Source organism: Caballeronia jiangsuensis, assembly GCF_046030135.1.
Classification (GTDB): Bacteria; Pseudomonadota; Gammaproteobacteria; order Burkholderiales; family Burkholderiaceae; genus Caballeronia; species Caballeronia jiangsuensis.
Genome location: NZ_JAQQDB010000024.1, coordinates 36,224 through 58,261 on the forward strand (window position 1 = coordinate 36,224; position 22,038 = coordinate 58,261).

A 22,038-nucleotide genomic window follows, 5' to 3' on the forward strand; every position below is an offset into this window, starting at 1 on the left:
GAACAGTACACGCTTACCGGCATCATTGGACGATTGCCCGCAAGTAAGTGGGGTTGCAAGTGTTTGAACCTGGGTGCGCGGCACCAAATCGGTGAACGCGGGTCACGCGGTCACGCACGCTCTTGCGCCGCGCTGGCGTCGCGCCCGGAGGACAGCATCGCGAGCACGCCGCTCAGCGCGCCATCGAGAATCTGATTGGACAGCTCCGGGTCCGATACGGCCCGCGACAGCGTCACCGCACCCACGCACGCACTCAGTATGTGGAACGCCTCCGCGCGCTTCGTTGCGTCGAGCAGCGCGGGCGATGCCTGAGCGATCAACCCCACGATCTTCTCGACGCGAAGCGAGTACGCCTCGCGCGTCGCGCCCGCGCAGCGGCTCATGTCATTGACCAGCGCCGAAACCGGACAGGCGCGTTCGATGTTGTCCCTGTGCGACCCGGACAGATACGCGCGCATTGCCCGTTGCGGATCGGTCGGGATGGATGCCTGCCACGACTCGATATCTCGCAGCGCGTACTCGAACGCTTCTCGCACGAGTTCATCGCGGGAAGCGAAGTGCTTGTAGAAACCGCCTACGGTGAGTCCGGCCTCCTTCATGAGGTCGGCGATGCTCGCGCCATCGACGCCGCGCTCACGCAATCGCCTTGCCGCCACTTCAACGATGCGCTGACGTGTCTCGACCTTCTGTGCCTGCGAATGACCCATTTGCATCTCCACACTGCATTGGCGGGCAAGTGTAATCCCGCCACCTGTTTTCCATTGGTGCGCGTCTGGCAATTCTGAGTTGAGTCACGAAAAGTTGCTTCGTTTCTGGATTATGACTAACATCCAGATCAGTGCAGTATCGATCGAAAGCGTGGTGGCAGCAAATCGCTGCGCTCAAAATAGTGCATATGCACTTTTAGCGAATTCGTCGAACATCCAAACGGAGATTCATCATGGAACAACACAAGATTCTGGTCACGGCCGCTGCCGGCAAGACAGGCGTTCACACGGTGCGGAACCTTCTCGACAGCGGTCACGCGGTGCGCGCGCTGGTTCGCAAGGAGGACGATCGCAGCGAGGCGCTTAGGCAAGCCGGCGCTGAAATCATGACCGGCGACCTTCTCTCGCACGATGACGCAATCCGCGCGACCGACGGAATGGACGCGGCGTATCTCTGTTATCCCGTTCGTCCCGGTTTCATCCAGGCGACCGCCTATTTCGCCGATGCGGCGCGTCGCGCGGGACTGAAAGCGGTGGTGAACATGTCGCAGATTTCGGCGCGCGAAAACGCGAAAAGCCACGCGGCGCGGGACCACTGGATTGCCGAGCGCGTGCTCGACTGGGCGGGCGTGCCGACCGTGCACATCAGGCCGACGTTCTTCTCCGAGTGGCTGGTCTTTCCGTGGGTTCGGGACACGATCGTTCGCGACGGCGAGATCGCGTTGCCGTTCGGCGATGGCCGGCATGCGCCTATCGCGGCGGAAGATCAGGCGCGCTTTATCGCTGCCGTGCTTGCCAATCCCGATGACCACGTCGGCAAGACCTACGAGCTGTGCGGCCCGGTCCAAATGAATCAGGCGGAGATCGCCGCCGTGATGAGCGACGTGCTGGGCAGGAAAATCGTCTACCGTCCGGCGACGCTCGATGGCTATCGCGAGCATCTGAGCCACTACGACCTGCCGGATTTCACCATCCAGCATTTCGTCGAGGTGGCTGTCGACTATCAGAACGGCGTCTTCGAGGGCACTGACGGCATCATCGAGCGCGTGACGGGAAGCGCGCCGCAGACCGTCGAGGCATTCGTGACGGCGAATCGCGCGGTCTTCGGCTGAAGCAGTCCGGGTTCGTCGCGGGTAGTATGAGGGCGAGTTGCTCGATCAACGCGAGCACTCGAAGAGAGATCGAATGAGCTTCAGACATGCATTCGCGCTCGTGACTCTGCTACTCGCCTGCATTTCGTCGATGGCCGCGACGCTCGCGATCAACGTCGGCGGCGAGCGCTCGCTCACGACCGAGCAGTTGCTCGCACGTCCCGATGTCGCGACCATCCGCGTGCCGAACGATGTCACGTTTCACCGCACGATGACGTATCGCGCGGTCCCGTTGCGCGCGCTGCTCGGCATCACGGAATTGCCCGCCGGCAAGGAGCTTCAGGTCACCGCGAGCGACGGCTTCGTCACGCACTTTTCCGCGAAGCTGCTCTTCGGCGATGCGAAGAAACGCGCCGAGCCGTGGCTCGCGATCGAGTCGCCGGACGAACCCTGGCCGCGATTGCCGGACGGCGGCGATATCGGTCCTTTCTATGTCGTGTGGATCGATCCGGCCGCGTCGGGCGTGTCGAGCGAGCAATGGCCCTTCAAGGTCGACGCGATCCGCATCGCGCCGACGCTCGCCGCGCGCTTCCCGCAAATCGCCGTTGAGAAGAGCGTGCCGCCCAATTCACCGATTCGCCGCGGTCAGACCGTCTTCGCGACGCAATGCATGGTCTGCCACAAGCTGAACGGCGCGGGCGACGCATCGATGGGCCCTGACCTGAATCTCCCGCGCAATCCGACCGAATACTTCCAGCCGTGGGCGCTCAAATCGTTCATCCGCGACCCGAAGTCGATCCGCGCCTGGTCCGACATGAAAATGCCCGCCTTCGACAAGAACGCGATCAGCGACAGCGATCTCGATGCGGTCATCGCCTACCTCGGCTACATGGCGAAGCGCAGGAAGTAAGCGGACACTGCGGGAAATCCCCACGTTTCAACACGCCAACATTGCATACAATAGCCTCGTCGATTGCTGGAAACGAGGCCGAAGTGGCGCAGACTCAACCCGCTTTGCATACAATCCCGCCCGAACCGTCGCGTTCGGCCGATGACGTGTACGTCGCCATCAAAGAGGCGCTCGCGGACGGCCAGTACGGCGCGGGTCAGTATCTGCGCGAGGAACAGCTCGCCAAAAGCCTCGGCGTGAGCCGCACGCCGGTGCGCGAAGCATTGCGCCGGCTCGATGCCGAAGGCTGGGTCGAAACGCGCGCGAACTTCGGCGTGCGCGTGAAAGCGTGGACGGTGCAGGACGCGCGCGAGATTTTCGAGGCGCGTCTTCTGATCGAGCCGTATCTTGCCGGGCGCGCGGCGCTTGCGATCGGCGCATCGGACATCGCGCGCCTGAAAGCGCTCGCCGAAGCGATGCTCGACATCACGCGACGTCCATCGACATCCGAATCCTGCGAAGCGTGGTTCACCGCGAACGGCGAATTTCACGCGATCATCACGGCCGCCGCGAACAACGCGCGCCTCGATCGCTCGCTCAAGTCGATGAAGGAAACGCCGCTCATCAAGTGGACCTTCGACACCTATAGCGACGAAGACCGCGAGCGCAGCGCGCGCCAGCATGTCGAAATCGTTCTCGCGCTGGAACAGCGCAACGCCGCGTGGGCGGAAGCCATCACGCGCTGCCATATTCTCGCCGCCGAAAAGGCGGTGCTCGACCGTCACGACCGGGAACATTCCGCGTCCTGAGCCCAAAGCGCTCCGGGTCGAAACAGCATTACGAACCGTCGTTGAATAGTCGCGCGAGCGACATGGGAGACACGACATGCTGAGCACCGATGGCACGACCATAAGCACCGTGAGCGCCGGTCCGCGTCTGGACCGATTACCGATCTCCGGCTTTCACAAACGCGTGCTGTGGCTGATCGGCGCGGGCATGTTCCTCGATTCGTTCGACATCTATCTCGCGGGCGGCGTGCTCGGCGCATTGGCCAAGACCGGCTGGTCGACGATGCAGCTCAACGCCGCGTTCCTCTCGTCGACATTCGTCGGCATGTTGATCGGCGCGTTCACGGCGGGCGTGCTCGGCGACGCGAAAGGCCGCAAGTTCACGTATCAGTTCAATCTCGCGGTGTTCGGCCTCGCGTCGATCGCCGGCGCATTCGCGCCGAACATGACGTGGCTCATCGTGTGCCGCTTCTTCATGGGGCTCGGATTGGGCGCGGAGATCGTCGTCGGTTACGGCTCGGTCGGCGAGTTCATGCCGCCCGCGGTGCGCGGAAAGTGGTCGGCGTATCTGTCGCTCATCACGAATTCGGCGCTCTTTTTCTCGACGTTTCTCGGCTATCTGATCATTCCGACGATCGGCTGGCGCGCGATGTTCGCCATCGTCGGCATCGGCGCGATGATCGTGTGGGTCATCCGCAAGAAGATGCCCGAATCGCCGCGCTGGCTCGAATCGAAAGGCCGCTACGACGAAGCCGAAGCGATCCTGCGCGCCGCCGAAGAAGAATCGTCGCGCCGCGCGCCGCTGCCGCCCATCGACGACGCGCCGCGCACCGTGACGAAGAAGACCACGCTGCTCGAGCTGTTCTCGCCGTCGCAGATTCGCCGCACGTTCGTGTCGATCGTCGTGCAGATCGCGGTCAACATGGTGATCTACGGCTTCATCGTGTGGGTGCCGACGTTCCTGATGAAGCAGGGCATCGGCATGGCGTCGTCGCTCGGCTATACCACGTTGATGTCGCTGGGCGGCCCCGCGGGCGCGCTCGTCGGCGTGCTGATCGCCGACCGCGTCGGGCGCAAGAACGGCCTGATCGCGGTATCGGTGCTTGCGGCGGTCATCGGCTGGCTTTACGGACACTCCACCGGCGTCGCGATGGCCACGCTGCTCGGCTTCCTGCTTTTCACGCTGACCTATCTGATGGTCGCGCTCGGCATCGCGACGTACATTCCCGAACTCTTCGCGACCGAAAACCGCATGCGCGCGAACGGCGTCGCGGGTTGCGCGGGACGCGTCACGGGCATCCTCGCGCCGCAACTCGTCGTCGTGATGTACACGGCGGGCGGCGTGAAGGACGTGCTGTCGATGATCATCGGCGCGCTCGTCGTGATGGCCGTCGTGCTGGCGGTGTTCGGCATCGAGACGAATCGCCGCTCGCTGGAAGAAATCGCGCCTTCGCCCGACACCGACGGCACGCTCGCGGCGTCGGCGCTTTCGCGCGAATCGCATCGTTGAAACTTTCTGAGGAAACCGTCATGAGCGTCACGCATGAAAGCAAGCGTCAGGCATTGAAAGCGCGTTTTGCGCGCAAGGAAATCGTCACCGCGCCCGGCATCTTCGACATGATCTCCGCGAAAATGGCCGATTCGATGGGCTTCGAATGTCTCTACATGACGGGCTTCGGCACGGTCGCGTCCTACCTCGGCCTGCCCGACGCGGGGCTCGCGACTTACACCGACATGGTGAATCGCGTCGCGGCGTTTTGCGGCGGCACGAATACGCCGATGATCTGCGACGGCGACACGGGTTATGGCGGCCTGCTCAATGTCGCGCACACGGTGCGGGGCTACGAGCAGGCGGGCGCTGCGGGCATCCAGCTCGAAGATCAGGAATTCCCGAAGAAGTGCGGGCATACGCCAGGACGGCGTGTCATCGCGATGGAAGACATGGTCCGCAAGATCAGGGTCGCGGCGGAAAGCCGTAGCGATGGCAACTTTCAGATCGTCGCACGAACCGATGCGCGCACGTCGCTCGGGCTCGATGAAGCGCTGCGTCGCGGCGACGCATACGCGAAGGCGGGCGCGGACGTGTTGTTCATCGAATCGCCGGAGACGGTGGAAGAGCTGGAGAAGATCGGACGCACGTTCGATATGCCGTTGCTCGTGAATGTCGTCGAAGGCGGACGCACGCCGCAACTCGCGCCCGAGGAGTTGCAGAAGCTCGGATTCTCGCTCGCGATTTATCCGGCGTCCGGGTTTCTGTCCGTCGCGAAGGCGCTCAAGGATGTCTACGGCGAAATCCTCGCGCGCAAAGGCACGCAAGGCGCTGTCGGCGCGATGTATCCGTTCTCCGAGATGTGCGAGCTGATGGGCTTTCCGGAAGTCTGGGCGTTCGATCGGGCGCACGCGGACTGACGATATCGACGATACCGCCGCTCAGGCCACCGCCGCCACGCAGTCGATCTCGATGTCGAATCCGTCCGGCCACGCCGGCACGTTCACGAAGATGCGTGCCGGCGGGTTCGGTCCGAAGAAACGCGCATAGACCGCGTTGACGACGGGAAACGCATCGACGGATGTGCAGTAGACATTGCACTTCAGCACCTGATCGAGCGACGAACCCGCTGCTTCGACACACAGCTTCAACTGCTGCAACACGAGTTCGGTCTGACGTTCGATGGTTGCATTCGCCACGACCTCGCCGGTCTGCGGATCGAACGGCGGAAAGCCCGACACGTAGACCGTGTCGCCGTGGCGCGTGACGGCCGACGTCGGCGCCTTGAATCGTTCGAGCCAAGTCGAAAGCGGTTCGACACGGATGATTTCGCGAGCCATTTCATCGTCTCCTTTACGGTGAAGAACTACGCGCGACCCTCGAAAATTCCATTCAGATCGTTGCCCGCCGCCGCATCCTTGAAGCCATCGAAACGGCCATCGGCGAGCCCTTGCGCGGCGCGCATGAATCCGCCCCACGCGGCGCGCGCAAGCCCTCCGCCGACGCTCACGCGCCGCACGCCGAGCGCCGCGACATCGTTCAACGTGAATTCCGACACACCGCCGATCAGCAGATTCACAGGCTTCGATCCGACCGCCTTCACGACCGCCTCGATCTGCTCGCGCGTCTTGATGCCGGGCGCATAGAGGCAATCCGCGCCGGCATCGGAATACGCTTTGAGACGCGCGATGGCATCGTCGATATCTGGCTTGCCCGCGAAGAAATTCTCCGCGCGGCCGACGAGCAAGGTGTCGCCGCCGGTTTCGTCGATCGCGCGCCGCGCTGCTTTCATGCGCGCCACGGCCACATCGACCGGAAACAGGGGCGACGATGCATCGCCCGTCGAATCTTCGATGGACAAGCCCGCGACGCCCGTTTCCACCGCGAGCTTCACGCTCTGCGCGACATCGTCCGGCGTCGCGCCGAAGCCGCTTTCGAAGTCCGCGTTCACGGGCAGATCGGTCGCTTCGACGATCTCGCGCAAATGAGCGAGCACCGCGTCGCGCGTCACGTGATTGTCCGCGCGGCCCTTCGACCATGCGAAGCCCGAACTCGTCGTTGCGAGCGCCTTGAAGCCGAGCGTCTCCAGATAGCGCGCGGAACCGATGTCCCAGGGATTCGGCAACATGAAGCATCCGGATTCGTGCAGTGCGCGAAAGGCTGCGCGTTTCTCGGCGACGGTGCGGGGCATGGCGTGTCTCCTGTGGAAAATCGCGTCGGAACGTAGACGATACGCGATCGACCGAAAGCGTGCTCGTCACTAAGTCTCTCTTAAGCAAGCACCCACTACGCTTGAGCCTTTCCAAACCATGAGAGACGACATGGACCACGCAAAACATGCGCTCGCCAAGGTTCCGGAACTGACCCTGGCGTTCTGGATCATCAAGATCGCGGCGACGACGCTCGGCGAAACCGGCGGTGACGCCCTTTCGATGTCGATGAATCTCGGCTATCTGATGAGCACGTTCATCTTCGCGGCCGTGTTCGCCGTCGCGGTGATTGCTCAGATCAAAGCGGACCGGTTCCAGCCCGCGCTCTACTGGATCACGATCATCGCGACGACGACGGTCGGCACCACGCTCGCCGACTTCGCCGACCGCTCGCTCGGCATCGGCTACGCGGGCGGAAGCGCGATCCTGCTCGCGCTGCTGCTGACATCGCTCGCGGTGTGGTATCGCGCGATGGGCTCGGTCTCGGTATCGACGATCGCATCGCCGAAAGCCGAGGCCTTCTACTGGCTGACGATCATGTTCTCGCAGACGCTCGGCACCGCGCTCGGCGACTGGACCGCCGACAGCGCGGGCTTCGGCTATACGGGCGCGGCGATGATCTTCGGCGGCTTGCTGCTGGTGATCGTGCTTTTGTATTACTTCACGGCGGTGTCGCGCACGGTGCTGTTCTGGGGCGCGTTCATTCTGACGCGGCCGCTCGGCGCGGTGGTTGGCGATTTTCTCGACAAGCCGGTCGCGCATGGCGGACTCGCGATGAGCCGCTACGGGGCGTCGATCGCGCTCGTGATGTTTATCGTCGTGTGCGGTTTTCTGTTCAAGCAGCGGCCCGCGCGCGTGGCGCATTGAAATCGCCGGCAAAAAAACGGCGGTCCCGAAGGACCGCCGCTTGCGCTGATGCTGCTGCTTACTTCTTCAGATCGAAGCGATCGAGATTCATCACCTTCGTCCAGGCCGCGACGAAGTCATCGACGAACTTCTCCTGCCCGTCGCTGCTCGCATAGACCTCGGCGAGCGCGCGCAACACCGAATGCGAACCGAAGATCAGATCGACGCGGCTGCCGGTCCACTTGCGCTGGCCCGTCTTGCGATCGCGACCTTCGAACACATCGCGCGCCGACGACATCGGTTGCCACTCCGTGTCCATGTCGAGCAGGTTGACGAAGAAGTCGTTGGTGAGCGTTTCGGGCTTGTCGGTGAAGACGCCGTGCGCGCTCTTTCCGCTCGACACATTCAGCGCACGCAAACCGCCGATGAGCGCCGTCATTTCCGGCGCGGTCAGCGTCAGCAATTGCGCCTTGTCGATCAGCAGCGACTCGACGGGCACGCGCACGTTGGACTTGACGTAGTTGCGGAAGCCATCGGCGACCGGTTCGAGCGCCGAGACCGACTGCACGTCCGTCTTGTCCTGCGTGGCGTCCATGCGGCCCGGCGTGAACGGCACCGTGACCTTCTTGCCGGCCTTCTCCGCTGCCTTTTCGATCGCCGCGCCGCCCGCCAGCACGATCAGATCAGCGAGCGAAATCTTCTTGCCGCCGGATTGCGCGCCGTTGAACTCCTTCTGGATGCCTTCGAGCGCCGTCAGCACCTTGCCGAGTTGCTCGGGATCGTTCGCCGCCCAGTCCTTCTGCGGTGCAAGGCGAACGCGCGCGCCATTCGCGCCGCCGCGCTTGTCGGAGCCGCGGAACGTCGATGCCGACGCCCACGCCGCCGATGCCAGCTCTGAAATCGACAACCCCGACGCCAGCACTTTCTGCTTGAGCGCCGCGACGTCGTCATCCCCGACGAGCGGATGATCGACTGCGGGAATCGGGTCCTGCCACAGCAGTTCTTCCTGCGGCACTTCCGGTCCGAGATAGCGCGCCTTCGGCCCCATGTCGCGGTGCGTCAGCTTGAACCACGCGCGGGCGAAGGCATCGGCGAACTGGTCGGGGTTCTCCCAGAAACGCTTCGAAATCTTCGCGTATTCCGGATCGAACCGTAGCGACAGGTCCGTCGTCAGCATGGTCGGCTTGATCTTCTTCGACGGATCGTACGCGTGCGGAACGGTTTCGGTCGAATCCTTCGCGACCCACTGATTCGCGCCCGCCGGGCTCTTGGTCAGTTCCCATTCGTAGCCGAACAGGTTCTCCCAGAACCCCTGGCCCCACTTCGTCGGGGTCGTGGTCCAGGTGACTTCGAGGCCGCTCGTGATCGTGTCCGCGCCCTTGCCGGAGCCGAAGCTGTTCTTCCAGCCGAGGCCCATATTTTCCACATCCGCCGATTCCGGTTCGGGACCGACGTTATCCGCCGGACCCGCGCCGTGCGTCTTGCCGAAGGTGTGGCCGCCCGCGATCAGCGCGACGGTTTCCTCGTCGTTCATCGCCATGCGCGCGAACGTCTCGCGGATGTCGTGCGCCGCCGCGAGCGGATCGGGGTTGCCGTCCGGACCTTCCGGATTGACATAGATCAGACCCATCTGCACCGCGCCGAGCGGATTCTCCAGATTGCGGCCGCCGTCGGTGCGGCTGACTTCCTCGCCGTGCTTCTCCACGTCGGCGGTAATCACGCCCTGATCCTGGTCGTTGCCGGCCGCGCCTTTGCCGTAGCGGACATCGCCGCCGAGCCAGGTCTTCTCATTGCCCCAGTAGACGTCCTGATCCGGCTCCCATGTGTCCTCGCGTCCGCCCGCGAAGCCGAATGTCTTGAAGCCCATCGTCTCCAGCGCGACATTGCCGGACAGAATGATGAGATCGGCCCAGGAGAGCTTCTGGCCGTACTTCTGCTTCACCGGCCAAAGCAGCCGGCGCGCCTTGTCGAGGCTGACGTTGTCCGGCCAGCTGTTGAGCGGCGCAAAACGTTGCTGGCCGCGGCCACCGCCTCCCCTGCCATCGCCGATGCGGTAGGTGCCCGCGCTGTGCCACGCCATGCGGATGAATAGCGGACCGTAATGGCCGAAGTCGGCGGGCCACCAGTCCTTCGAATCGGTCATGACTTCCGCGAGGTCCTTCTTGACCGCGGCGAGATCGAGGCTTTTGAAAGCTTCGGCGTAGTCGAAGCCCGATTCGAGCGGATTCGACTTGCCGGAATGCTGATTCAACAGATCCACCCGTAGTTGCCGCGGCCACCAGTCACGGTTCGTCGTTCCGGTGCCGGCAGCATGCGTAAACGGGCACTTCGATTCGTTCGACATGCGTTATCTCCTTGCGAGGACGTACCCACTAGTTCTTTTACTACTCACCACCAAGGCTTCAGGTTCATGTTTTGCCGTGCTGCACAAACCTGATCCGATAAGGGATTTCGTGGCCTGCATCGAGCGTGCGCGACGCGTCCGGCCGCCCTCCTCAACTTAGAAAATACGTGAGAGCGACGCTCAATAGAATGCGATTTTTGCAATGCCGCCGATAGGGGACGGCTATAGAGAGACGGTGCTTCTGCGATGCGCCAGCGCATGTTGCAGTGCATGATCGTAGGATGCGCGCAGTTCGCGCTATTCGGCACGGATGTTCAGTCTAGCAGCGTCTCGCGCGCTCGGCAGGCGACGAGCGCGCGAGGTCGTCGATCTGACGCGCCGATTCTCGCGTACACCTTAGCATCTCGATCGGGAAGCCGGCCTCAGCTCCAGTCGTCCATGTCGTGCTTGATGCTATGACGATTCGCGATGAGTTCCTCCACGCTCGGCTCGTTGCTCATCGCGCGTTGAATGGCGAGTTTCGTCGCCTCGTAGTTCGTTCGATACATGTCCTTCTTGTCGAGGTTGGCATCGGTTGCGCAACGCGGATCGATCCACACGAGGCTGATGATGCACAACTCATTGGCCTGATCTTTCGGCAGGATGCCTTCGATCAAACAATCGACCACGGCGTCCGCGGTCGCGGACTGCACCACGCCGCCGAAGAGGTCGATGTTCGCCATGTCCTTCAGCGTGACCTTCGGGACGATCATCGTCGCAGGGCGGACCATCTGGTTGCACGCGCGAATCGCGAACATCGCCGTATGTCCTTTCGACTGCGCCATCATGTTGGCGAACGCGTGGCCAACAGGTCCATCGACACGGCCGATCAGTATCTCCGGCATCGCATCGGTCGCCTGTCCCGCTGCGGCCAGCACGGTTGCTTCGCCTGCACGAAACGTCAGATCGAGACTCATGAGCACTCTCCTTTGAAAGCTGAACGATGGTTCGCAAGACCGAGGGGACACGCACATGCAAGGACGATGCCACCACCGTGGACACAACCGCGACGGCACGCGCGGCGACAGCCTGCTCACCTCGGCTGACACACTGTGTTCAATTGACCGCCTCGTGCGGGAAGCCGGTCAATATCGGCGAAAAAAAGGATGCCTTAAGTATTATGTACAGGGCGAAGACCATTTCGATCAGAAAATACTCCTGAATAACTCCAATATCGCACTGGCAATAGTCAATGACCCTAATACCGACGTGAGATTTAGGACGTAGTATCCTTGTGCCACTTATCGTTCTCCTCAAAAATCCCGGAGAGGGGATACCTATACATGCACGCATCGCCCAAAATCAGTGTTCTGCTTCCTGTGTACAAAGTTGAGCCGTACATAGAAGAATGCCTCGACTCGCTCTTGTCACAAACATCCACCGACTTCGAGATAATCGCCGTTGACGACAGCAGTCCTGATCGATCTGGTGAAATGACTTCCCGCATCCTGGAGAAGCAAAGCAGAATTCAGTGGAAGTTTATTAAGAATCTCGAGAACAAAGGTCTCGCCGAAACCCGCAAGATCGCCGCACTGGCGGCCCGCGGAGAATACGTCCTGTGCGTGGACAGCGATGATCACGTTCATCACGATCTCATCCGCAGGGTGATCGACGAAGTCGAAACGAGCAAAGCGGACGCCGTGGTGTTCGCCGCCGAAAACATCGCGCCCGACGGCAAGATCAATTACCGCGTGGAAGCGGGAGACGCCACTATCACCGGCGTGCAGGCCGTCGAGAGAATCCTCGATCTTTCCCTGCAGGCCTATTGCTTCAACAAGCTCGTGCGCCGCTCGATCTTCCTCGCGGTCGAACATCCGACCGGACTGATTTACGAAGATATCTGCGTGTCGGTCCAGACACTCGGTAAATCGAACACGGTGCGCCTCATTCCTGACACCTTGTATGCGTACATGTATCGGGAATCGGGAATTTCGACACGCTTCAATCCAAAGATCGTGGATCTTTTTGCCATTATCGATCGGGTGGAGAAAAGCACGGCGTCGATGCCGATACCCAATTACCGGCGCCTGCTCTTTAGGTTGAAGTATATCTACGCCTATCGAACGATCGCGTTTCAGGCGGCCATCAAGGCGCCGACATATCGGCTGGCGAAGCCGATCCTGCTCAGCGTTTCGGAGCGGCTTCGTTTCGCGCATCTGCTCGGCATGTGCTCGGATCACCGGCCGAAGCTGTCGATCGTGATGGCGATGCTGAAAATCCATCCGTGGATTTTCTATTGCTTCGTGCGCCGGTTCGGAGGAAGGTAGTCCGCACAGCATCGAGCCGATCCGTTATCCTGCGCTGTCATTTCTCAGCGCTGCATGATCGGTCCGATGCTCACTCTTTCCCCACGCGACACCGCAATGCTCGAAGGCGATCTCGGCGATGGCCTCGCGCTCGCGATGCGCATCGTCGCGGCGACGGCGCGCGCCATGGACGCCGATACGCTCATCGACATCTCGTCCGCCCATATCGACGGCTGCCTCTATCACGGCGCGGCGAGCCTCGACTTCGTCGAGCGCTTCGTCGCGAGCGGCGCGAAGGTCGCCGTGCCGACCACGCTCAACGTCGGCTCGCTCGATCTCATCCATCCCGAGCTGTTTCATGGCGATGCGCATATCGCGAGCGCGGGCAAGCGGCTCATGGAGGCGCACATCGAACTCGGCTGCGAAGCGAGCTTCACGTGCGCGCCTTATCAGTTGAAGCATCGTCCGAAGCTGGGCGATCAGATCGCGTGGGCCGAATCGAACGCGATCGTCTTCGCCAACTCCGTGCTCGGCGCGCGCACGAGCCGCTACGGCGATTTCCTCGATCTCGCCGCCGCGATCACCGGCCGGGTGCCGAACGCGGGCCTGCATGTCACGGCGAATCGCGCGGCGCGCATCGTGATCGCGGCGCCCGAATTGCGCACGTCGCCGCATCGCGATGCCGATTTCGCCGCGCTCGGCTTCCTGCTCGGCAGCGAGGTCGGCGCGACGGTCGCCGCCATCACCGGCCTGCCCGGCGACACCACCAAAGACGAGTTGAAAGCGCTCGGCGCGGCGGCGGCATCGAGCGGATCGGTGGCGCTCTTTCATGCGGTCGGCATCACGCCGGAAGCCGCGACGCTCGATGCCGCGCTTCAAGGGCAAGCGCCCGCGCGCACGATCGCGGTCAGCGCATCGGACCTGCATGCCGTGCGCAAGCGCTGGAGCCATGCGAAGCCCGGCGATGCGCTCGCCGCCGTCGCGCTCGGCACGCCGCACTTTTCCGTCGATGAATTCCGCACGCTCGCGTCGCTCTTCGATCGTCACGAAGGCGCGCCGCGTTGCGATGTCTATGTGAACACGAGCCGCTTCGTGCTCTGGCAACTCGAAGAGGAAGGCATCGCGAAGACGCTGGCCGAGCGCGGCGTGCAGATCGTCGTGGATACCTGCACGTACATCACGCCGGTGATGAAGCAGGTCAGCGGCCTCGTGATGACCAACTCGGGCAAATGGGCGCATTACGCGCCGGCGAACATCGGCGTGACGGTCGCGTTCGGCAGCATGAGCGAATGCGTGCGATCGGCGTTCGAAGGAAAGGTGTGCATCGATGAAAACGTTTGAAGCCGTCACACTCGTTCCAGGCTGCGCGCGCGCCGCAGTCATCGCGTTGCCGCCGCTCAGCTTCTGGGGCGGTTACGATGCGGAACGCGGCGTGATCGTCGATGCCACGCACGCCGGTCATGGCCAGAGCCTCGCGTCGCGTATTCTCGTGATGCCGCGTGCGCGCGGATCGAGTTCGAGCAGCAGCGTGCTCGCCGAGGCGTTACGCAACAGCACGGGCCCGGCGGGCATCGTGCTCACGGAACGCGATCTGATCTTGTCGATAGGCGCGATCGTCGCGAACGAACTGTATGCGTCCGACGTGCCGGTCGTGATGGTCGATGAAGCCGCGTTCGCGCAAATCGCAACCGCAGATGCTCACATCGAGATCGATGCCCGCGATACCGCGCGTCCCGCGAAGGTCCGCCTCACCGCGCCATGATCGTGCCGACTACCGAGATGATTTGCTGCCCCGCCGTCTTCACGTGCTGTTCGAGCAGCTTCGCGCCGAGCTTCGCGTCGCGCTTTCTGCATGCGTCGATCAGGCTCATGTGCTCTTCGTGCGACTGCTCGCGGATCGGCACCTGCACGACCTGAAAGCGGAAATAGCGGTCGCTGCGATCGTGCAGTCCGCGCAGCATCTGCAACGTGATGTCGCGCCGCGCGGGCAGATAAAGGGTTTCGTGAAGACGCCAGTTCAGTTGTCCCCACACGCCCGAATCCGCGTGATCCATTTCACCGACGAGCTTCTCGGCTTTCGCGATTTCGGCATCGGTGATATGCGGAATCGCCTCTGAAAAGAGCCAGGGCTCCAGCCGCAAGCGAATCTCGAATGTCTCCTGCACTTCTTCTATCGACAGCTCCGCGACATACGCGCCCTTGTGCGGCACCTTCGTCAGCAAGCCTTCGCCGGTGAGCCGCGTGATCGCCTCGCGGATCGGCACGCGGCTCACGCCGAGTTCGTCGGCGAGCGCTTCCTGACGCAGCACTTCGCCCGGCGCGAGATCGCCCGAGAGAATGCGTTGCCGGATCGCCGTGGTGACGAGTTCGACCGTCGTCGTGCGCACGATCCTGTGCGTCGAATCGGTTGTGCCTTGTTTTATGGCGACCGGAGGCATGTGCTTCATTTGATGCTTATGTGTATTGTTGCGGCATCGTAGCATGCCCCGAAGGGAGCCCCTGCAAGGGGCGAACCGTAGGAAATCCCCTTGGGGGATGCAGGTTCAGCGCAACGTCTCCCGCACCCACGCGCCATTCTTCATCACCCCAGCGATGCGTTCACCCTGCCCCGTGAGCACGCGAATATCCTTCAGCGGATCGCCATCGACGACGAGCAAATCCGCGTACGCACCCGCCGCGACGACGCCGAGTTTGCCCTTCATGTTCACGATCTCCGCGCCGAGCGCCGTCGCCTGACGAATCGCCTCGAATGCGCCGACGATATTCGCGCGTATAGCAAGCTCATCGCTTTGATATTGATGCATGTCGCCGAGCAGATCCGTGCCGAGACCGATCTTCACGCCGCGCGCGTGCAGCATCGCGAGCGCTTCGAGTCCGCGCTTGCGCACCGACTCGTTCTTGTCGAGCGTGTCTTTCGCGAGGCCCATCTGCGCGCCGACTTTCGACATCGCGTCATACGTGACGAGCGTCGGCACCGCGTATGCGCCGTGTTCGGCCATCACGCGCGCGGTGTCGTCGTCGATCAGGTTGCCGTGCTCGATCGTGCGCACGCCGAGCTTCACGACGCGGGCAATCGCCTTCGCCGTGTAGGCGTGCGCCATCACGTAAGTCTGATGCGATTCCGCTTCCTCGACGGCGGCCTTCACTTCATCGACGGAGAATTGCAGGTTGCCGATCGGATCGGTCGGCGAAGCCACGCCGCCCGACGCCATGATCTTGATGTGATTCGCGCCCGCGCGCATCTCCTCGCGCACGGCTTTGCGCATTTCATCGACGCCATCGACCACGCGCCCGATCGCGCCCATGTTGCGATTGCAGCCGCACGGGTCCGGGTCCGAATTGTCGAAGCGCTCGCGAAAATCGCCGTGTCCGCCGGTCTGCGAAAGCGCCTTGCCCGCGACGAACAAACGCGGCCCCGCGATCACGCCGTCTTCGATTGCCCGCGAGAGCGCGTAATCCGCGCCGCCCGCATCGCGCACGGTCGTGAAGCCGCGATCGAGCATGCCCGCGAGAATCGGCACGGCGCGCAGCACGGCGAACGTATTGGGCAATCGGCTGTTGTTGCCGAGATGCGCGACCGACGCGATCACATGCACGTGGCAATCGATCATGCCGGGCATCACCGTCTTGCCGCCGACATCGATCACCTGCGCGCCGCTCGCCTCCACCGGCTCGCGCGTGACTTCGCGAATCGTGTCGCCGTCGATGACGATGGAATAGCGGCCGTCGTCGCGCTCGTGATCGGTGTCGAGCACGCGGGCGTTTTTCAGAATCAGCATGGCTTGATCTCTCCCGGTTATTTCAGCAGGAATCCGTGCGCGAGCGGATCGCGGTCGTCGACGAAAATCGTGTTGTGGCCGGTCACGCGCGCCCAGCCTTCTATGCCCGGCACGATCGCATCGAAATCGCCGACGCGCGCCGCTTCCATCGGCACGCCCTCGAACAAGGTGCCGATGATGCTCTCATGCACGAAGCGCTCGCCGATCTTCAACTGGCTCTTCGCGACGCGCTGCGCCATGCGCGCCGACGTGCCCGTGCCGCACGGCGAACGATCGATGGCCTTGTCGCCGTAAAACACGGCGTTGCGCGCGCTCGCGCCTTCGACCGTCGGCTCGCCCGTCCACATGACGTGACTGAGGCCGCGTATCGCGTCGCTTTCCGGATGCACGAACGTGTACTTCTCGTTCGCCTTCTGGCGCAGCGCGGGACTCAGGCGCTGAATATCGGAAGGCTTCAGCGCGTGCAGTCCTTCATAGTTGCGCTGCCGCTCGACGATCGCATAGAAGTTGCCGCCGTACGCGACATCGAAATGAATCTCGCCGAGCCCTTCGACTTCGACGGACAAGTCCCGCGAATGCAGAAACGACGGCACGTTGACGAGCTGCACGGAATCCACATGCTCGCCGTTCATCCGATAACGCGCGACGACAACACCCGCGGGCGTATCGAGCCGCAACACGCCCGGCTCGCGCGGCCGCACGAGTCCGTGTTCGATGGCGGTCGTCACCGTGCCGATGGTGCCGTGCCCGCACATCGGCAGGCAGCCGCTCACTTCGATGAAGAGAATCGCGAGATCGCAATCGGGGCGCGTCGGCGGATAGAGGATGCTGCCGGACATCACTTCGTGACCGCGCGGCTCGAACATGAGCGCGGTGCGAATCCAGTCGAACTCGCGCAGGAAGTGCGCGCGGCGCTCGATCATGTTCGCGCCTTCGAGCACCGGCGCGCCGCCCGCCACGACGCGCACCGGATTGCCGCACGTGTGGCCGTCGATGCAGAAGAACGTGGATTTCATCGCGCGAGCGCCTGCACGTTCGCGATCGCCTTCTCGACGATCTCGATTGTTCGCCGCCGCTCATCGCCTTCGAGCATCAGGCGCGGCGCCTTCACGTACTCCGGATAACCCGCCGTGATGTTTTCCGCGAGCTTGATGTATTGCACGAGCTTCACATGCGTGTCGAGATGGAACAGGTCGATCAGCGCGCGATACAGCGCGCGCGCCTTGTCGTATTCGCCATTGACCGCGTAGTCAAGCAGGTCGACGGATTCCTTCGGCATCGCGTTCGCCATGCCCGAGACCCAGCCCTTCACGCCGAGCGCGACGGATTCGACGATCAGATCGTCGACGCCGCAGAACACGACGAAGCGCTCGCCGAAGCGCGCGTAAAGATCGGTGACGCGCGTCGTGTCGTAAGTCTCTTCCTTGATCGCGACGACGTTCGGTTCATCGGCGAGTTGCGCGAGCAGGTCGGGACGCATGTCGACACCATAGCCGCGCGGGTTGTTGTAGATCATCAGGCCAAGCTTCGTCGAGCGCGCGATCGACCGATAGTATTCGACGGTCTCGCGATCATCCGAGCGATACGTGAGACCCGGAAACACCATCAGGCCCTGCACGCCGATCGCTTCCGCATCCTTCGCGAATTGTGTCGCGTTGGCCGTGTTCAGCTCCGCGAGACCGGAGATGACAGGCACGCGCCCGTTCACGGTTTCGACCGCGATCTTCAGCACGGTGCGCTTTTCCTCGGGCGTGAGCTGCGCGTTCTCGCCGACCATGCCCATCATCACGACACCGCCGACGCCGTTATCGATCAGACGGTTCAGGCCGCTCACGATGGCATCGCGGTCGAGCGAGCCGTCTTGCTTGAGCTTCGTCGTGACAGCGGGGAATACGCCCTTCCAGTTCACTTGCATGGTTGCTCCTCCAATTTAGAAACGCGCGATCGAATACGGACCGAGCGGCATTCGTGGCGTGCGGCCCGCCAGCACATCGGCGACGAGCGCGGCGGTCGTCGCCGATTGCGTGAGGCCGAGATGCCCGTGACCGAATGCATAGACAACCGACGGCATGCGCGGCGATGCGCCGATCACCGGCAGCGAATCGGGCGTCGCGGGACGATGGCCCATCCATTTCGCGGCGCCCGTATCGTCGATGCCGGGAATGAAGCGCTTGCCGAGCGTGAGCAACGCATCGCTGCGGCGATAGTTCGGCGGCGCATCGAGTCCCGCGAACTCCGCCGCGCCGCCGATGCGCAAGCCCACATCGAGCGGCGTCGCGACGAACTTGCGCTCCGCGAAGATCACTTCGCGCGTCAGCGCGACGCCGTGCTTCGGCAGCGTCGCGTTATAGCCGCGCTCGCTTTCGAGCAATACGCTATCGCCGATGGATTTCGCCAGCGCCGCCGACCACGCGCCCGCCGCGATCACGATGCGTCGTCCTTTCACGCGTTTGCCGTCCGCCAGCAAGACCGCATCCGATGACTCGATCGCACGCGCGCTGCCCGTCACGAAGCGCGCGCCGAGCGTACGCACGCGCTCGCGCAAAAGCATGACGATGCGGCGCGGATCGCCGATATGCGACCAGTCGTCGAGAAACACGCCATGTCTGAACACCGGCGCGAGCGACGGCTCGCATTCGCGCACCTGCTGCGCATTCAGCGCATGCCAGCGCGCGCCGAGCTCGCGCTTGAACGCCCATTCGGGCTGATCGGCGGCGAAGGCTTCGTCGGTTTCATAGACCGTCAGCGCGCCACGCCGATAATGCATCGCGCTTGCGCCGATATCGTCGAACATCGGCAGGAGGTCGTCATAGACACGGTTGTTCAGCAACGCGAGCGCATGCGATATCGCCTGATAGCGGTCCGGCTCGCTCGCGCGGCGAAACGCCATCAGCCACGGCAGCGCCTTCGGCAGATGCTTCCAGTCGAGCGCGAGCGGCCCGAGCGGGTCCATCAGCCATTTGGCGACCTTCGTGAACATGCCGTGTACGGCGATCGGCGTGCTCTCCGTCACCGCGATGCCGCCCGCGTTGCCATGCGATGCGCGATCGCCTTCGAAATCGCGATCGATCACGATCACGCGCGCGCCGTCGCGCAGCGCGGCCCATGCAACAGCCAGTCCCACGATGCCCGCTCCGATCACGACGACGTCCGCCATTTCTTCATCCGCCACGCTCATGAGCCGGCACGCGACTTGATGAGCTTGTCGTCGACGGCTTCGCACCACGTATCCGCGAGCGTGAAGCCGGTCTGAAAGCGATCGGTCGGATCGACGCCGACCTGCGAAATCGCGGTGATCCATGCCTGACCCGCAACGACCGGCACGACCGCCGGAACGTCGCCGAGACGCGTGACCGAATCGATACGGCTTTCGAACACCGAACCGATGATCGACTCGTGCAGGAAGGTCTCGCCCACGTCGATCAGCCCTTTCGCGTGCATCACCGCGAGCCGCGCGGAAGTGCCCGTGCCGCACGGCGAACGATCGCAGCGTCCCGGCGACACGATCACCGTGTTGCGCGACTTGAGCACGCCGTTTTCGCGCGACAGCGGCCCGACGAACTCGGTCATCGTGATGCCCTTGATGAGCGGATTCAACGGATGCGGCGAAGGCAACTGCGCCGCCGCCGCGGCCTTGATGACCTGCCCGAGTTCGCACAGCTCGCGCGCTTCGTCGGGCGTGATGCGAAAGCCGAGCTTTTCGGCATCGACGATCACATACGTCATGCCGCCATAGCCGACATCGACGCTCAGGCTGCCGACGCCTTCGACCTCGATCGTCCTGTCGAGATGATTGGCGAACGCGGGCTGATTCGTGAACTCGACCTTCGTGACCTTGCCGTTCGCGCACGCGCAGCGCAGATGGATCAGCCCCGCCGGCGCTTCGAGCACGAGTTCGGTGACGGGCTCGACCATCGGCAGGATGCCGGTTTCGAGCAGCACGGTGGCGACGCACATCGTGTTCGAGCCGGACATCGCCGGATATTCGGTCGATTCCGCGATCACGTAACCCATTTGCGCGCGCGGATCGGTTGCGGGCAGCAGGAAGTTCACGGTCTGATTCGCCGAGCCGCGCGGCTCGAAAATGCAGATGCGGCGCAGGTCGTCGCGCACTTCCTCCAGATGCATCATCTTGTCGAACATGGTCGCACCGGGCACGTCGAAGACGCCGCCCGTCACCACGTTGCCGACTTCGCCTTCGGCGTGGCAGTTCACTACTGTGAGCGTTCGATTCCAGCGCATGTCTATTGCAGCGGCGCGTGCGCCGTCTCCTTGATGGTGAAGACCGTGATCGTGGAAAGCAGCGCGGCGAGCATCACGAAGTACGCGGGCGAGAGCGGCGAGCCCGTCGCCTTGATGAGCGCGATGGAGATCATCGGCGCGAAACCGCCGAACACCGCGTTGGCGATGCCGTAGCCGATCGACATCCACGTCGTGCGGATTTTCGTCGGAAAGAGTTCGGACAGCACGGCCGGTCCGACGCCCGAGAAGATGCCGATGATCACGCCGCCCAGCACCTGCACCGCGCCGACGATCGCCGCCGATTTGTATTCGAGCATCAGATGGAAGATCGGGTACGGCAGCACGAGAAACGCGATGCAACCGATCGTATAGATGGGCTTGCGGCCGAAGCGGTCCGAAGCCGCGCCCCAGAACGGAATCGATGCCGTCATCACGATGAGGCCCGCCGTGTTGAGCCACAGCGCCGTCGACGAATGAATGCCGACATATTTCGTCGTGAACGACGGCAGGTAGTTGAGCAGCACGTAGAGCGAGACCGTCCATACGATCACGAGTCCGCACGCCTGCAGGCCGAGCAGCGCGGGCGCGCGGCCCTTCGCCTTGGGCGCTTCGTCGCTTGCGCTCTGATAGACCGGCGTTTCTTCGCTGCGCTTGCGGATGATCCAGCCGATCGGCCCGATCACGATCGCACCGACGATGAACGGTACGCGCCAGCCCCAGTCGAGCAGCGCTTCCGGGCTGAGCAGCGTCGTCATGAGCGCGGCCGCGCCCGAGCCGAGCAGCATGCCGCCGAGCGTGCTGCATTGCTGGAAGCTGCCGTAGAAACCGCGCTTGTTGGGCGGCGCCCATTCGACGAGAAACGCGACCGCGTTGCCCAGTTCGCCGCCGACGGAAATGCCCTGCAACATGCGCGCCGCGACGAGCAGAATCGGCGCCATGATGCCGATGGACGCATACGTCGGCAGCAGCGCCATGAAGAGCGTGGCGGCGGCCATCAGCGGCATGACGAAGGTGAGCGTCCACTTGCGGCCTTTCTTGTCGCCGAGCCAGCCGAAGATGATCGCGCCGAGCGGACGCGCGGCGAAGCCGAGGCCGAACGCGCCGAAGGTGCCGAGCATCGCGGCGAAGTCGTCGCCTGTCGGGAACATCACTTTGGCGATGACGGTGGCGAGGAACGCGTAGGTGCCGAAATCGAACCATTCGAGAATGTTGCCGACGACGGCGGCGGTCACGGCGCGGCTGGAGCTGGATGACGCTTTCGGTGCATCGCTTGCGGCGTATGGACTGGCAACGGCGTTGGCGCGGTCGGACATGGTGGCTCCCTCGGTCGCGTGGGGTGCGGGTCCGGGAGATTGTGCGCCTATCTCA

General features: G+C 63.1%; 21 protein-coding genes. 9 read left to right on the top strand and 12 right to left on the bottom strand.

All coding sequences use genetic code 11. The features are described 5' to 3' along the window. Positions 1-110: 110 nt before the first annotated feature. Positions 111-707 (bottom strand): TetR/AcrR family transcriptional regulator, encoded by a 597-nt coding sequence (locus PQR08_RS23835; protein WP_250485664.1) that lies wholly within the window; start codon positions 705-707, stop codon positions 111-113. Positions 708-940: 233 nt separating this feature from the next. Between PQR08_RS23835 and PQR08_RS23840 the strand changes: the two genes are divergently transcribed. From PQR08_RS23840 to PQR08_RS23860, 5 genes are all read left to right on the top strand, one after another. Continuing rightward, complete coding sequence (locus tag PQR08_RS23840) at positions 941-1,819, top strand: NmrA family NAD(P)-binding protein (protein WP_250485665.1); 879 nt, start codon at positions 941-943, stop codon at positions 1,817-1,819. A 73-nt stretch (positions 1,820-1,892) separates the two neighbouring features. Then, entirely contained in the window at positions 1,893-2,708 is an 816-nt protein-coding gene (locus PQR08_RS23845) for a cytochrome c (protein WP_250485666.1), read from the top strand. An 83-nt stretch (positions 2,709-2,791) separates the two neighbouring features. Beyond that, entirely contained in the window at positions 2,792-3,496 is a 705-nt protein-coding gene (locus tag PQR08_RS23850) for a GntR family transcriptional regulator (protein ID WP_250485667.1), read from the top strand. Positions 3,497-3,572: 76 nt separating this feature from the next. Next, a complete protein-coding gene (locus PQR08_RS23855) occupies positions 3,573-4,985 on the top strand; it encodes an MFS transporter (RefSeq protein WP_250485668.1) in 1,413 nt (470 codons plus the stop codon). Positions 4,986-5,005: 20 nt separating this feature from the next. Continuing rightward, positions 5,006-5,884, top strand: coding sequence for an isocitrate lyase/PEP mutase family protein (locus PQR08_RS23860; protein WP_250485669.1), 879 nt, complete (start codon positions 5,006-5,008; stop codon positions 5,882-5,884). 21 nt (positions 5,885-5,905) lie between these two features. On the opposite strand, the gene PQR08_RS23865 is transcribed toward PQR08_RS23860, so the two are convergent. Beyond that, positions 5,906-6,304, bottom strand: a complete 399-nt coding sequence (locus tag PQR08_RS23865; RefSeq protein WP_250485670.1) for a RidA family protein — start codon at positions 6,302-6,304, stop codon at positions 5,906-5,908. A gap of 26 nt (positions 6,305-6,330) precedes the next feature. Then, a complete protein-coding gene (locus PQR08_RS23870; RefSeq protein WP_250485671.1) occupies positions 6,331-7,155 on the bottom strand; it encodes an isocitrate lyase/PEP mutase family protein in 825 nt (274 codons plus the stop codon). Positions 7,156-7,285: 130 nt separating this feature from the next. Here PQR08_RS23870 and PQR08_RS23875 point away from each other — a divergent pair, with 130 nt between their 5' ends. After that, entirely contained in the window at positions 7,286-8,041 is a 756-nt protein-coding gene (locus PQR08_RS23875) for a COG4705 family protein (RefSeq protein ID WP_238210877.1), read from the top strand. A 58-nt stretch (positions 8,042-8,099) separates the two neighbouring features. On the opposite strand, the gene katG is transcribed toward PQR08_RS23875, so the two are convergent. Beyond that, positions 8,100-10,364, bottom strand: coding sequence for a catalase/peroxidase HPI (katG, locus tag PQR08_RS23880; RefSeq protein ID WP_238210875.1), 2,265 nt, complete (start codon positions 10,362-10,364; stop codon positions 8,100-8,102). Positions 10,365-10,786: 422 nt separating this feature from the next. Beyond that, positions 10,787-11,320, bottom strand: coding sequence for a formaldehyde-activating enzyme (gene fae / locus PQR08_RS23885; protein WP_187603837.1), 534 nt, complete (start codon positions 11,318-11,320; stop codon positions 10,787-10,789). 366 nt (positions 11,321-11,686) lie between these two features. On the opposite strand from fae, the gene PQR08_RS23890 reads away from it, so the two are divergent. From PQR08_RS23890 to PQR08_RS23900, 3 genes are all read left to right on the top strand, one after another. Next, positions 11,687-12,670, top strand: coding sequence for a glycosyltransferase family 2 protein (locus PQR08_RS23890; protein WP_187603836.1), 984 nt, complete (start codon positions 11,687-11,689; stop codon positions 12,668-12,670). A gap of 66 nt (positions 12,671-12,736) precedes the next feature. Next, complete coding sequence (locus PQR08_RS23895; RefSeq protein WP_250485672.1) at positions 12,737-13,990, top strand: aconitase X; 1,254 nt, start codon at positions 12,737-12,739, stop codon at positions 13,988-13,990. After that, positions 13,977-14,411, top strand: coding sequence for an aconitase X swivel domain-containing protein (locus PQR08_RS23900; protein WP_250485673.1), 435 nt, complete (start codon positions 13,977-13,979; stop codon positions 14,409-14,411). The genes PQR08_RS23895 and PQR08_RS23900 overlap by 14 nt, the downstream gene beginning before the upstream one ends. On the opposite strand, the gene PQR08_RS23905 is transcribed toward PQR08_RS23900, so the two are convergent. The 7 genes from PQR08_RS23905 to PQR08_RS23935 form a co-directional block, all read right to left on the bottom strand. Then, positions 14,398-15,087: a GntR family transcriptional regulator gene (locus PQR08_RS23905; RefSeq protein ID WP_238211444.1), complete on the bottom strand. Its 690-nt coding sequence runs from the start codon at positions 15,085-15,087 to the stop codon at positions 14,398-14,400. The two genes, PQR08_RS23900 and PQR08_RS23905, sit on opposite strands and share 14 nt — an antisense overlap. Before the next feature lie 105 nt (positions 15,088-15,192). After that, positions 15,193-16,428 carry a metal-dependent hydrolase family protein gene (locus PQR08_RS23910; protein WP_250485674.1) on the bottom strand — a complete coding sequence of 412 codons (1,236 nt, stop codon included), beginning with the start codon at positions 16,426-16,428 and terminating at the stop codon, positions 15,193-15,195. Positions 16,429-16,445: 17 nt separating this feature from the next. Beyond that, positions 16,446-17,444, bottom strand: a complete 999-nt coding sequence (locus PQR08_RS23915; RefSeq protein WP_250485675.1) for a 4-hydroxyproline epimerase — start codon at positions 17,442-17,444, stop codon at positions 16,446-16,448. Further along, a complete protein-coding gene (locus PQR08_RS23920) occupies positions 17,441-18,343 on the bottom strand; it encodes a dihydrodipicolinate synthase family protein (protein WP_250485676.1) in 903 nt (300 codons plus the stop codon). The genes PQR08_RS23915 and PQR08_RS23920 overlap by 4 nt, the downstream gene beginning before the upstream one ends. 15 nt (positions 18,344-18,358) lie before the next feature. Further along, positions 18,359-19,606, bottom strand: a complete 1,248-nt coding sequence (locus PQR08_RS23925; RefSeq protein ID WP_250485677.1) for an NAD(P)/FAD-dependent oxidoreductase — start codon at positions 19,604-19,606, stop codon at positions 18,359-18,361. Next, positions 19,603-20,670, bottom strand: a complete 1,068-nt coding sequence (locus PQR08_RS23930; protein ID WP_187603830.1) for a proline racemase family protein — start codon at positions 20,668-20,670, stop codon at positions 19,603-19,605. Before PQR08_RS23930 ends, PQR08_RS23925 begins: the two co-directional genes overlap by 4 nt. Before the next feature lie 2 nt (positions 20,671-20,672). Further along, a complete protein-coding gene (locus tag PQR08_RS23935) occupies positions 20,673-21,983 on the bottom strand; it encodes an MFS transporter (RefSeq protein ID WP_250485678.1) in 1,311 nt (436 codons plus the stop codon). Positions 21,984-22,038: the final 55 nt, after the last annotated feature.